The sequence below is a fragment of the Pantoea sp. PNA 03-3 genome (genome assembly GCF_003201175.1).
Taxonomy (GTDB): Bacteria; Pseudomonadota; Gammaproteobacteria; order Enterobacterales; family Enterobacteriaceae; genus Pantoea; species Pantoea stewartii.
The window spans coordinates 1-13,967 of the sequence record NZ_QICO01000001.1 but is presented as its reverse complement, the minus strand read 5'-3'; the positions used below and the strand labels follow the sequence as shown (position 1 = coordinate 13,967).

At 50.3% G+C, this 13,967-nt stretch carries 8 protein-coding genes; 3 read left to right on the top strand and 5 right to left on the bottom strand.

What is annotated here, in order from left to right:
* Positions 1 to 377 precede the first annotated feature (377 nt).
* Genes C7433_RS00040 through C7433_RS00030 form a run of 3 tightly spaced genes read left to right on the top strand, consistent with a single transcriptional unit; the run spans position 378 to position 3,803 of the window.
* Positions 378 to 1,544 (top strand): acetyl-CoA carboxylase biotin carboxylase subunit family protein, encoded by a 1,167-nt coding sequence (locus tag C7433_RS00040; RefSeq protein ID WP_110267403.1) that lies wholly within the window; start codon positions 378 to 380, stop codon positions 1,542 to 1,544.
* Between the two features lie 9 nt (positions 1,545 to 1,553).
* Entirely contained in the window at positions 1,554 to 2,663 is a 1,110-nt protein-coding gene (locus tag C7433_RS00035) for a Gfo/Idh/MocA family protein (protein ID WP_033742051.1), read from the top strand.
* A 33-nt stretch (positions 2,664 to 2,696) separates the two neighbouring features.
* Complete coding sequence (locus C7433_RS00030; protein ID WP_110267402.1) at positions 2,697 to 3,803, top strand: FkbM family methyltransferase; 1,107 nt, start codon at positions 2,697 to 2,699, stop codon at positions 3,801 to 3,803.
* Between the two features lie 242 nt (positions 3,804 to 4,045).
* Here C7433_RS00030 and C7433_RS00025 read toward each other — a convergent pair whose 3' ends face one another.
* From C7433_RS00025 to C7433_RS00005, 5 genes are all read right to left on the bottom strand, one after another.
* A complete protein-coding gene (locus tag C7433_RS00025; protein ID WP_110267401.1) occupies positions 4,046 to 5,188 on the bottom strand; it encodes a DegT/DnrJ/EryC1/StrS aminotransferase family protein in 1,143 nt (380 codons plus the stop codon).
* 76 nt (positions 5,189 to 5,264) lie between these two features.
* Entirely contained in the window at positions 5,265 to 8,738 is a 3,474-nt protein-coding gene (locus C7433_RS00020) for a glycosyl transferase family 2 (RefSeq protein WP_110267400.1), read from the bottom strand.
* Positions 8,739 to 8,868: 130 nt separating this feature from the next.
* The gene (locus tag C7433_RS00015; RefSeq protein WP_110267399.1) at positions 8,869 to 12,561 is read right to left on the bottom strand and encodes a glycosyltransferase; all 3,693 of its coding nucleotides are present in this window, start codon (positions 12,559 to 12,561) and stop codon (positions 8,869 to 8,871) included.
* A gap of 186 nt (positions 12,562 to 12,747) precedes the next feature.
* On the bottom strand, positions 12,748 to 13,653 hold the full coding sequence (locus tag C7433_RS00010; protein ID WP_039342628.1) for a flagellin: 906 nt from the start codon (positions 13,651 to 13,653) through the stop codon (positions 12,748 to 12,750).
* 179 nt (positions 13,654 to 13,832) lie between these two features.
* Positions 13,833 to 13,967, bottom strand: a 135-nt coding sequence (locus C7433_RS00005; RefSeq protein ID WP_255421287.1) for a flagellin, incomplete at its 5' end; no start/stop codon positions are given.

The following is a 13,967-nucleotide window of genomic DNA, read 5'->3' as shown; positions in this document are numbered from 1 at the left end:
TCTTATCGATCAGGCTTGTCAGCACACAAAACAGTACCATTCAGTCACGGCGGCAATGCAATCAATACTGCGATGTTGCTTTACTGTATTAATACAGCGTTATATCGCTTTGTGGCGTCTGCCTGTCTCTGCCATTCCGGTCATTATGACTCTGCATAAAACATTCACGTTGCCGCCAGAAAGAAGCGCGGTTCCTGACGAGCCTGCCTGTCCCCGTTTGCGTTAAATACACACTAAAAAGGGCTTTATTTACGGCATCAGTTCGGCCTGCCGGGATTACAATCTGCTATAAAAGCGCGCCTGGCACCCCATCCATACCAGGAAAAAACTTTGCCAGCTAAACAATGTGTTAGCTGCACCACCTCAGGCAAATCATAATGAGCAGTAATAAAAAAGCACTTATGCTGGATGCCGGTTTTGCTGCCATGCCTCTTTTGATGGCACTTAAGCATTCCGGTTATGAAACAGCCGTATGCAGCGGCAAACCGCAGGATCCGGGTCATCAACTCGCGGCCCACTCTTTTTGCCTGAATTATGCCAACGTACAGGATGTACTGACCCTGGCGAAATCACTCAATATTACATCACTTCTGCCTGGTGTTACCGATGTGTCTTACCTTACGGGTGCCAGTGTCGCTGAGGCAATGGGCTTACGCGGTTTTGATCGCCCTGATGTAGCAGAAATTATTTTTAAAAAAGACGTCTTCCGCCAGTGGGCACAGAATAAGGGTTATCCAGTCCCTGTGGCCGTGAGCTGTCCTGAAGAGGCGGCGCAACTTCCGTTACCGTTGATGATAAAACCTGTCGATTCCTACAGCGGATTAGGGATTTCACTGGTGACTGAGCGCGAACACATCTCCGCCGCCTGGCGAGACGCCTGTGCGGCATCATCCTGTGGCCAGGCACTTATAGAGCGCTGGATAGCCGGTGATTTACACAGCCACTCCGCTTTTATCGTGAATGGAAAAGTGGCGGTCGAGTATTTTGTTGATGAATTTTGTACCGTTTATCCCTGGCAGGTAAACAGTAGTAGCCTCAGCCTCAATCTTCCTGCGTCGATAAAAGACCAGGTCAGCGACTGTATACAGGCACTCGTTGATGAGCTCGGGCTTTGTGATGGTTTACTGCACACTCAGTTTATCTCGGATGGTAAAAGCTTTTCTCTGATAGAAATGACACGCCGATGCCCGGGTGACCTGTATAATCAACTCATTGAATATTCTACAGACACGCCTTATTCACTCTGGTTCACCCATGCCTTTACCGGCACACCTTTTACGCCAGCCAATCGGCGTCCCGAACATGTCAGATTAATCGCTCGCCATACTGTGTCTGTTGATCAGGAACAAACCTTTACCTCCGTCAGCTTCGCAGCATTACCGGCCAATATCCTTTCTTTTCTGCCACTTAAGAAAACAGGCGAGAGAATCCAGCGCGCGCCTCACGATCGCGCCGCGCTTATTTTTGCTGAATTCCACCAACGTGATGAACTGGCCCGCTTCACACCACAGTTAAAAAATTTTTTTACGCTTGGTAAGTACTAGGAAACCGATATGAAAAAACGACTACAACTTGGTTTTATTGGCGGTGGCGCGAATTCGGCTATTGGTCTTACCCATAAAATTGCCTCACAGCTCGACGGGGATTTTACGCTTGTGGCGGGCTGTTTTAGCCGCAATCCTGAGCAGAATCGTCACACGGGTGAGAGCTGGAATATTCATCCTGAACGTATTTACGAGAGTATTCAGGCGTTTATTTTGCAGGAGCGCCATCATCTTGATGCAGTTGCGGTGTTAACACCCACCCCTGACCATCATGAAATTATCACCGCCTGTTTCGAAAACGGTCTGGCTGTAATTTGCGAAAAGGCGATGGTTGAAAGCCATCAAAGCGCTTTGCACATCATGAACAGCGAGCACCAACATCAGGCAAAATTGTTTGTCACTTACAATTACAGTGGCTATCCCATGGTGCGCGAACTGCAAAAGCGCGTACAGCGCGGCGATTTCGGGGCCATTCAGCAGGTCATGGTTGAAATGCCTCAGGAAGGTTTTGCACGCCATAATCAGCATGGCGATGTGCCAAAACCGCAGAGATGGCGGCAGCAGGATGCCGTCATTCCAACCGTTTCGCTCGATCTTGGCGTTCATGTTCACCAGCTTATTGAATTTATCACCGGGGATCACGCCGTCGATATTTATGCGATCAATGATACGTACGCCAAAATTCCCGGCGTTATCGACACCGTACATATCTTATCGCGTTATCAAAGCGGTATGACGTGTAATTACTGGTATGGCAAAGCCGCTCTGGGATACCGAAATGGCCTGCGGATTCGCGTCATGGGAAGTCAGGGCAGCGCAGAATGGCTCCAGATGGATCCTGAATTCCTGTATGTCAGCGGTTTGCAAGGCAGTCGTTCTGTTATTGATCGCACAGCCAATGACAACATTGTTGCTGCTGATGCACGTTACTGCCGTTTTAAAGCGGGTCACCCTGCTGGCTTTATTGAAGCATTTGCCAATTATTATGCTGACATTGCCTCTGCATTGAGAGGGGAACCTAACGATTACGTGATGGGTTCAGACGTTGCGGCTCGCGGGCTTCACTTTCTTGAAAGTGCCGCGAAAAGTGCAACAAGTCAGCAAAAATGTACCCTTTAAACAATAAAAAGATAAAATATAACGGAGTTCCTCATGAGTTTTCTTAGTGAAATAGTCGAGAAAAATAACCATTTTCTCGTTACGCTGGAGAAAATGTACCAAAACGGTAATCCGGTAGTCCTCATTGGCGCAGGCTGTCTGGCTACCAAGACCAGTGAATATATGGCGCGTAATCACTTGCATATCGATTATGTAGCGGTCAATGAAATGTATTTTTCTCCTGGTCAAACGTTAAACGAACTGACTGTTGTGCCTCTGGAAAGTTTGCTCAACACCAATAAAAAATATAATTTTATTATTGCACTACAGTATGTGGATCCGGCGTTTTTGAATTCATTATCAGACGTTCAATCTGAAGTGCTGGTCTATGACCCCTCTTTTACGGGCGTAAACACCGAAGATATTATTTCCTATGATTTTTGTCAGACCCATGCTGACGCCCTGCATTCCTTATATGAAAGTCTTGGTGATGATAAATCTCGCGAGACGTTTATCGCATTCATGAATCAGCGTATTAGCGCACGCCCTGACTATATTAAAACAGTGTATGATGAGAACCATTACTTCCCAACCGACATTGTCGCGTTGAGTAAGTCCGAGGTTTTTGTTGACTGTGGCGCTTATAATGGTGACAGCGTGAATGCTTTCGAAGCCGCACTGGCCACCCGCGGACTCCCTTCGCCGAAAAAAATCTTTGCCTTCGAACCTGACAACGTCAATTATCCGTTGCTGTGTGCCGCTACAGCGGATAAAGCGTATTGTGAATGCCACCAGGCAGGCGTATGGAGTGAAGAGACAACGCTGTATTTCGACTCAGGAAAAGCGTTGGATTCAAAAATTACTGAAAAGGTCACGACTAACAGTATCGCATTAACCACACTCGATAGCGTTATTGCGGACAGTAAGGTGACATTTATCAAAATGGATATTGAAGGCGCTGAGCTTTCTGCGCTGGAGGGGGCGAAAAACAGTATTCAACGCTGTTACCCACTGTTGGCAATCAGCGCTTATCATAAACCGGATGATCTTATAAAGATTCCTGCTTATATCAAAAGCATTATGCCCGGGTATCGATTTTATCTCCGCGCCCATCATCCTGTTCATGCTTTTGAACTGGTGTTGTACGCGATTCCTGCCTGATTTTTTTTTGCATCAGCCCGGCTCTCGCGTATCAGCCGGGCAGAATTGTTCTCATTACCTGTATCCGTCGTCTGTGCCCTTCCCGTTTCTTTTTCGATATACCGCTGTCAGCAACGATTTTTGAGATGAGAAACGGTTAAGAAAGCAAGATCGTGCAGATGGAAAGCATGTGAGATGTGCAGCGTCAGGCAAAAGCATGTTCCCTTTTGCCTGACGGGCTTATAAAGATCCGGATTGAAGGCTTACGCAGCATTCACATTGCTGGCACGCATAATAATGTTAATAATCTCATCCTGATCCGCTTCCGCCAGGTTCGGATGCACCGGTAAACACAACACCTGCTGAGAAATTTGACTGGCCACCGGCAAATTTGAAGGAGCCGATGATTCATAGCCTTTATACATCGGGAAATCGGAGATGAGCGGATAAAAATACCGTCTGACATAAATATTTTGGCTTTTGAAGTGATGATACAGTTCATCACGCGTCCTCGGGAATAATCCCGCGTGAACAAAGACCGGGCAATATGCATAGTTCCAGTCGGTTTCATCAACGAGCGGTAGTAGCGTAAGTCCGTGTATATGCCCTAATGCCTGCTGATATTTTTCGTAGATGACTTTACGCTTAGCCAGCGCTGAATCCACATGCTTCAGTTGGAGTAATCCAAATGCCGCCTGAACTTCATTCATTTTGCCATTGATACCCGGCGCAACCACCGTGGTTTCATCGGCAAAGCCAAAATTCTTTAAATAATCAATACGTCGTTTGATTTTTTCATTCGGGCAGATAATGGCGCCGCCTTCAAACGTGTTAAATACCTTTGTCGCATGGAAGCTTAAAACAGAAAGATCGCCGTGATTCAGGATACTGACGTTTTTTTGTTTAACACCAAAACAGTGCGCGGCATCGTAGATGACTTTCAGACCGTAGTTGTCGGCAATACGTTGAATGCGGTCGACATCGCAGGGAATGCCATAGCAGTGAACGGGTAAAATTGCACTGGTGGTAGGCGTAATGGCGGATTCGATTTTTTCAGGATCGATATTGCAGGTAACAGGATCAATATCGACGAATATGGGTTTTATGCCGTTCCATAATAAGGAATGGGATGTCGCGACGAAAGAATAGGGAGTGGTAATCACCTCCCCCGTTATTCTGAGCGCCTGTAGCGCCGTCACCAGCGCCAGGGTACCGTTCGCGAACAAACTGAGGTGCTCGACACCGAGATAATCGGCAAGGGCCCGTTCCAGCTCCTGGTGATACGGACCACCATTTGTGAGCTGTTTACTGTCCCAGATACGTTCTAGATAAGGCAGGAACTCTTCCAGGGGCGGCAGAAGAGGACTTGTCACCAGCACATTTGATGAGGGTTTGTTTATCTTCATCGGATAACTTCCTGACCTTAAATAATTGTTGAATGCGTACAGGGCTTTTATCTGGCGCGTTGTCTCTGCACGTCCTTTATGCCTGAGTGGCTTCAGATAACGCCTGTATCCGGCCGAAAAGTGTCATAAGCGCGTCCTGGTTTACCTCGTTATACGCTTTTTCTTTCAACTGCTGACTGAGCGTGTCACTCAGCGACGTATCAGCACAAAGCGTTGCGATAGCCTCTTTCCAGGCGTTCGGGTTATGTTTTACTCTCCAGCCGGGAACGGACTCACCGAATGTAGGATGATCGCTATACATCGCCGGTATCCCCATTACCGCTAACTGCATGAGTACGTTGTTATCTTTGTAACGGTTTTCATCATTGTTGCAGCGCGGAAGCACGGCGATATCGGCGTCACAATGCAGCAACTGCGCGACCAGGCGGGCCTCAGTCTGAAAACGGTACGTTTCCCTGATATAAGGCAGCCATTCCGGCGGACAATGTCCAATGACAATCCAGTCAAGCTTTTCCGCACTTGCCGTTATCGCTGGAGTCAGTAATTCACAATCTTTCTTCCTGAGATCGTATGTGAAACACACGACACGGCATTTGTCTTTTTTCTGCTTAACCCTATCCTGACAGGGTTGCACTAAAACATTGGGAAGAATAACGACAGGTTTATGGCGCTTTTTGAGCCAATTGGCCAGTGCATCGCTGTACGTTAGCCAGTTATCGATAACATTATCTTCAATTAATTTTTTATATTTCCGCGCATTCGGATCGTCCTGAATAAGATAATGAACACGGCAGGTTATGGCGTTTTTGAGTTGCCTGATTGTCTGGCAGGCGAGATCCGACAGTTCGCCGCTGATAACGAGCTCGTCAGGATGATGCCGCAATAATTCTGGCGCGGAGGGTATCTGTTCAAGAAGCACGCTTTTGACGCCACCGGCATTCGTCAGCCTGTCCAGCGCGGTGGTAAATCGCTGCACGCCAGTATCATTCTGATCCTGCGCGATAAAAATGACGGTGCGTGTTTCGCCAGGTTTGAGCGGGCTCCAGCCCGTGACTAACGTGCTGTCTGCGGTAAAAAGGGTTCTGTTCAGGCTTAAATTTTTATTATAAGCCGGATCATCTGCCAGAACAGGGAGCCAGGCGTGATAGAAACGGTCAAGTTCCTGTGAAGGCGACAACGCATATTGTGGCGGAAAGTCCGTCACGGCTTCCTGTTTCGCTACAACGCTGTAAGGTGTGCATATTGCCCGACCGCCCAGCTGAACCAGTCGCAGATTCAGGTCCAGTCTGGCCAGCAGAGGTTGTGTATAAGCCGTATCAAATCCACCGACCTCCAGCCATCTGTCTTTTCTGATTAACAGACAGTCTGTGGCCAACGTCGAATAACTACAGTCGCTTTGATAGCGTGACAGGTAGCCTGCATTGCCCCATCTTTCGGCATAACCAACGGGGAAGGCCAGGCCCCTGACCCCAAGAATTTCTCCGGCACATAAGATCTGACTGTCCAGGTTGATAATATGAGGCGCGACGCAGACAACATCATGCCGAAGGGCATGACATGCCAGCGCCTCCAGCCAGCCGCGGCTGACAAATAAAACACGGGGATCCAACAACAGCAGAAACTCGCCTTCTGCCTGCCCTACTGCCTCATTAATCGCCGCTTCCTGGGTTTGGCTGCCATGACTTTTCAGGATGTTGATGTTAACCGACGCTGTTGACAAATTTGTCGTCAGCCAGGCCGTGATGGCCTCAGAGGTCGCCGGCGTCACAATAACAATCAACTGGCATACCGGTTGATGGGTTTGTTCAAATAACGTAGTGATGCAACACTGCAGTTGATGGATATCTGTGCCAGCGACAAGTATGATGCTGAGCGAAATAACCGGCTCCGTGCTGTATTTTAACCGCCACGGCTTACCCGGCTGGTGCTCCACTACACCCTGGCTGAAGCCCTGCTGCTGAAGATAAGATTGCAACACAGCATGTTCCTGCTGCAGATCCTGTGCCACACAGCTGTTCAGAGGCGTCACGGTAAAGACCTCTGAAACATGACCAAACACGTTGCTATCGCGCGTAGCTAACAGTCGCGTAATCGCATCCAGCTCATAGCACGCGGATAAATCAGCATTAAACCCGCCGATAGCCATCAAGGCGTTTCGCGCGAAGATCCCGCGCTTAAGGTAGAGTGAAGGCTGACTCAGAAAAAGGTCCGGGCAAAATGCAGGCTTAAAATGAGGATGAATTTTCCCTTCCTTGTCAGAGAGGCCTTCATCCGCGTAAACAAAGGCGCATCCCGTTCTGCTGTGCAAGGCCTCAGCAAGGAGTCGTAAACTTTCCGCTGTAAACTGACACCCGGCAGGAACGACGTATATCCAGTCGTAAACGTTCTGCTCCAGATGACAATTCATTTCATTCAGCCACACATCAGACCGAATCTGAAAGACACGATCGTCAGAAACGTGGCACGTTTCCTGCGGCGTCGCCAGTAAAACGGCGCATCCTGTTACCTGATCTAACTGAGGCAATAAGGCATTCAGCGTCGAGGTCCTGTCCGCTTCGCTGCCTGGCTGGACGGCAATCAGCATTCTGAGGAGTGGCAGTGATGAAGGACTCTGCACCTCTTCAGCAGGAGCCGGAAGTTGCCGCTTATACAGCCAGTCATTCAAAGCGTGTCGCTTATCCTGCGCGGCACGTTGTTCGGCCTTTTCTTGTGTCAACGTAACGAAGTTTTCAAACTGTTGCTGACTTCGCGCGCGTCGGACCAGAAAATAGTCTCGCATCTTCCATAAATTCTGGCGCTCGGTATCAATAGCTTCCTGGGTGTTTTCCCAGCAAAATCCAGCGCCACCGTTGTCACGCACGGTTTCCTGCGTAATGGCATACTTTTCATAACCCGGTGCGGTTAACGCAACTACAGGACTTCCGCATAAAATCGCCATTGCGCAGGTGCCCGAGGACTCATACGAATAAAATACGCGCGTACGCTTGAGCACAACGGCAAGTTCTTTCAGCGTCAATGGGTTTGCCATGGACAAGATTTTGGTATCCGAGGGTAGCTGGCTGAAATCAACGACCGACTCAGGCACACGATTCAGGTAGAGGATATTCAGGTCTTTCTGCGGGTTGTCGTCACAAAATAATTGCAGATCAAAGGATTCGATTCCCAATATTTGTGGGTCAACGGCTTTTTCAGCAAACTCATTGCGGTACCAGAAAAATAAATCATCCGGTCCTTCATGGATCCGGTTATTCATGATCACGCCTTCCCGGTTCAGCATATAGCGAACACATACGGGCGCGGAAAGAGGATTACCCGATACGATTTCAGGGTAAATGGCAATCCAGGGTTGCCCGCTGTTTTGAATAACTTTCCAGTCTTCACTGTTTATCACCGGCGTATTCCATTCTGGATTCACGCGGCAATTAACCATCCAGGCTTTACCGCCCTGTTCATTAATCATGTGACAGAGCTGATGGATAACCTGAACGCCGGATGAAGATTCGATGTAATCCGGTGCCAGAAGTAAGTAAGGAAAGGTGAACCCACGCATAACAGCCTCTTTTTCTACAGGCGCGACAATGAAAAGCTGGCGTTGCCTGAACGTTGTGTGTCTCTATGGAGACGTTATGTCCGGTCATGTAACGACGGCGTCATCATCAGGACGACGCGCCGCCACTGTCTCAGGCAGAAAGCCAACCTCTCTGCCATTCGTTTAATCCCTGCTCCCTCAGGTACCAGTCCTGATGGACCGCCGCGCGAAGTTGATCGCCCAGACGACGAGTGGCATCCATATCCGCAAGGTGCGCGCGTATAGCGCCCATCCAGTCTTTAAAGCGGTTTTCAACGAGCGTGACGGGCAGGCCACAACGATAGGGTTCGATACTGGTGGCAATGATCGGCACGCCACAGGTGCCGATCTCCAGTAACCGCAAATTACTTTTGCATTCATTGAACTGGTTGACTTCGAGCGGCACCAGCGCCAGATCCAGGTTCAGGCTGGCCAGCTTTTCGGGGTACATATCAAACGGCACGCCAGTGTGGAACTCACAGTGCACGCCCCGCGGTTTCATTCCCATGAAAACCCATTCAACCTTGTCTTCCAGCTCCTTGATAAGCGGCAGCAAAATTTGCAGGTCACCGGCATGCGTACTGCCGCCCGCCCAGCCGATACGCACTTTACGCCCCACGCCGCGCTGGCTGGTCAAATGGCCCCACTGACCTTCTGCGAGACGGTTCTGTGCAATGCGGATGTCATGATGGAAACGGCTGTAGGCATCCGCTAACGGTGCGGTTGACACTACCACCCAGTCCGCGCACTCCATTACTTTGCGAAGATTTTTGACAATCTGTTTAGGGAACTGGTTACGGTTGCCATTTTTTACCGGTACGTTGAGCAGGTAGTCGTCGTACTCAACCACAATTTTGGCATCGCAAACGTCGCGATATTGCGCCATGACCGACGGGAAACGGCCGCCACTCAGCGACTCCAGCACAATAATATCAGGCTGTAGAAGTGCGACTTCCATGACGCCGGGAATTTGCTGAGTCAGTCCGCCCTCAAGCAGCAACTGACTTTCCATGGCCTTGAACGGTTGCAGGATGCGGTGATTGCCACATCCCTGCCAGTCGACATGGTGTGCGAGCACGACAGGCAGTGGCCTGCCCGGCAGCGGCTGCTGAAAACGCGCCGTCCCTGCACCCAGCGTAAACGGTTTACCTGCCCGCTGCATCAGCGGATGGTTACTGGGATCCTTTAACAGCGTGGCGCGCCACTGCTGACGAAGCCGACTATAGTCATGCTGAAACGGCCTTTCCTGTACGTTGAACTTTTCTGGCATCAACCGCGTTGCACCGCCCATATGGCGAACACGCGACCACGGCGTCCAGACGTTTAAGTAACCTTGTTGCTGCGCACGTAACCCCAAATCGACATCCGCGAAGTAAAGCGGGAAATCGTTCTCAGCAAAGCCACCCAGACTAAAGAACACGTCTTTACGGACCATCATGCAGGACGCACTCACTGCAGCAAGATTGTGCTCCGTTTGCAGATAGCTCTGGAAACCTCTGGCATGTTCCTGCATCCCTTCCCACGGACTGTCAACGCCGTTCTGTACACCCAGCAGATAACCACCGTGCTGAACCCGGCCATCGTGGTATTCAAGGCGCGCCCCGACTAATGCGACCTCTGGCCGCAGTGCATGCTCCAGCAGCGCATCCAGCCAGTCAGGTTGCGTAATCTGGCAGTCGTTATCCAGGAACAACAGGACGTCGCCCTTCGCCTGCTCTGCCGCGCGATTATGCATGGCGGCGAAATTAAACGGCGCGTCGTAACGCAGTACCTTAATCTGTTCGATATTGAGTTTGTCGAGATCGTTGAGAAAGGTACAGGCCTGCGCATCCACGGACTGATTGTCGACGATCAGTAATTCATAATAGGGATAACGCGTTTTCTCCATCAACGTATCGATGCAGGCACGGAGTAAGGTGGCATGGTCACGCGTGGGGACGATAATGGAAATGAGAGGCTGCGTGTCCCACTGATAGCGCACCCGTGCAAAACCGGGATTCACGCCGGCATCAAGTGACGCTTTTATCCCTAAACGCTGTAAATGCGCCTCGACAACGCGCCGATAGCCGGCTTCACAGGACTGCGCTTCATTCCAGCGCCCGTTCTCTTTTTGGCCTCTGACTACGACATCTGCCACATGTCCGAGCGCGCCCGGTCCCTGATTTTCAATGCAACGCCACAGCCATTCATACATGATCAGAGGATTGACGGCATCCTCGCCCTTTCCCGCCGCCTGCACTTTCCGGCGGTCAAACAGCAACGTGCGGCCTACGTAAGGCGTACTTCTTAACAGATCGATATTGGGATCGGGACGAAGAATCGCTCCCGGCTCATTCATATCATCATTAAAGGTTTCATCGACATACCACACAGCCGTTTCCGGGCGTCGCAAACGCTGCTCTGCCAGCAACAGCAACGCGTCAGGCAAAAGCTCATCCCCTGCCATCACCAGCAGCAGCGCGGCTGGCCCGGTTTCGTGATAAACGACCTCGTTAAGTTCAGCGACCCAGCCTGAGGCACAGGCGCTTATCGTCCCCTCATTTAACGCAATATCGACATCGCTCAGTAACATGACCGTCGCGGGCAGAAATGTTTGCTGCCTGACGGCGGCAAGGGAACGTTCACAGGCTGCGGCATCGCCGTTTTCATCAATGATCACGATCCCGATGTCGCCACTTTCGGGCACAGACTGAATAAATGACTGTAACGCTGCGCGTCGGGCTTCGGTAATTGACCTGTCTTTCAGCCACTGCTCAATAGAGTAATTTTTATCGGCCCAGGACAGGACGGACTGTCTGTGAAAGCGTAATGCATGTTGCGCCGGGTCATCCATGGACCAGCGTTTGGGCGCAGGGAGCTGGCTGAGGATAGTCTGGATCGCAGCAGGCATCGTCCATTTATCGCCAAAGCGGCCCTGGTTCGCCCGGGTCCATGCCACGGCCTCACTGAAACCCTGTTTGAGTGCGGCGATCCACTCCTCCGTCTCCGGGCAAAACTGCAGATTCACCACGGTAAAATGCGATTGTTCAAACTCCTGAAGGTTATGCGCGTTCAGATAACCTTCCACGCCGGTTGTAGACGCTAAAAATACCGGAATACCCAGTATTAATGCCTTGGCCACAATTTCATCGCCACCCATGACCATATCGTAGTTATCCAGCCACTCAGGCTCAATCCGACTCACAGGCTGGCTACAGTCGAACCATTCCAGCGTAATGGACTGACTTTTCAGTTGCTGTTGCAGCTCATACATTTCGGCGGAAATATCCGGGGCGTAATAAAGTATGCGCTTGAGCGCGGTGCGGGCATTACGAGATGGATAGCAACTGAATGCGGAGGGAACGGTAAACGGCAAAACAGCGATCTGACTGGATAGCAGTCCGTTTTGCAGCAAACGTTCTGACACCACAGGCGACAAACTCAATGACAGGGAGGCGAGCTGATTTTCCAGCTCAGCGCCCCACGGCATATAAATGTCATGGTAATCATAAAAGTGGCGGAAAATAACCGGGGCCGTGCCTGTTAACGTTTCCAGCACGGGTAACAATTTTTGTGCAATAAAACCCTTATAGACCCAGACGAGGCTATAAGCATCAGCGAGCGTGCCTTGCTTATCACTGATAATGCGGAAAGCCGGGTTGGATTTGTACTTTTCCAGTTCAAACGACAGCGTTTTACCATAGGTACTGGTGACAATATCCACCTGCCATCCCCAGGGTAAAAAAACATCAATGATATCGAGCGCCTCATTCACGTGAAGAGAAAACTGCTCAACTCGGTCAATGCTTATTAAAAGCCTGTTCATCTGACATCCTCTGGTTGTGCATAGCACTATCCTGCACGTAAGTACCTTACCTGTTTCAGACTATTGTAAATTTTTGGGTATTAATTTAGGGCGGGAAAAGCTATAGCAAAGCGGGCTAATTAGACCGATTAAGAAAAAACGCCCTCATTTCTGAGAGCGTTTTTAATCTGACGGGCTGTGCGGCGATTAACGCAGCAGAGACAGCATGGTCTGTGGCACCTGGTTGGCCTGTGCCAGTACAGAAGAACCGGCCTGCTGCAGGATCTGCGCGCGGGACATGTTCGACACTTCCGTCGCGTAGTCCGCATCCTGAATACGGCTGCGGGCAGCGGTCAGGTTGGTCACGGTGTTGTTCAGGTTGCTGATGGTGGATTCAAAACGGTTCTGAGACGCACCCAGCAGGCTGCGCTGGTTGTCGACCGCTTTGATGGCCGCATCGATGTCCGCCAGAGGTGAACCATCGGTGGTGCCACCGCTTGTTACGGTCCCGCTCATCACGTCAAAACCTTCAGCCGCGGTAGTACGCGCGTTGCCATTGATAGTCTGACCGGTTGTCTGAGCAGTCGCACCAGAGGTATTGAACAGGTTGAAACCGTTGCTTGCACTGATGGTGATACCGATGGTTTCGCCGTCTTTTGCGCCAACCTGGAAGTTATACGTCTGAGAACCTGAACCGGTATTCAACACTTTAATACCGTTAAAGTCAGTCTGCTGAGTAACGCGGTTGATCTCTTCCATGCGCTGGTTAACTTCCGCCTGGATTGAGTCAATGTCAGACGCTGAGTTAGAGCTGTTCTGCGCCTGAACGGTCAGGTCACGTACACGCTGCAGGTTGTTGTTCACTTCAGTCAGGGCGCCTTCAGCCGTCTGCGACAGAGAGATACCGTCGTTGGCGTTACGGGCTGCAACGGTCAGGCCGTTGATGTTAGAGCTGAAGCGGTTAGCGATAGCTTCGCCGGCTGCGTCGTCTTTTGCGCTGTTGATACGCAGGCCAGAAGACAGGCGCTCAATCGCCGTACCCAGTGATGACTGAGATTTGGTCAGGTTGTTCTGAGTAACCAGCGACAGGGTATTGGTATTAATGACTGCCATAATAATTATCCTTCATGATGATAGGGTTCAGATTTGGGCTGCGGCTTTATCGCCTTCATTATTGTTATCGTCGAACGGGGGACAAACTTTATACATTACTTAAATTTTTTTAACTGATTTGGCAAAAAAAAACGCCCTCATTTCTGAGGGCGCTTTTAATCAGACGGGCTGTGCGGCGATTAACGCAGCAGAGACAGCATGGTCTGTGGCACCTGGTTGGCCTGTGCCAGTACAGAAGAACCGGCCTGCTGCAGGATCTGCGCGCGGGACATGTTTGACACTTCTGTCGCGTAGTCCGCATCCTGAATACGGCT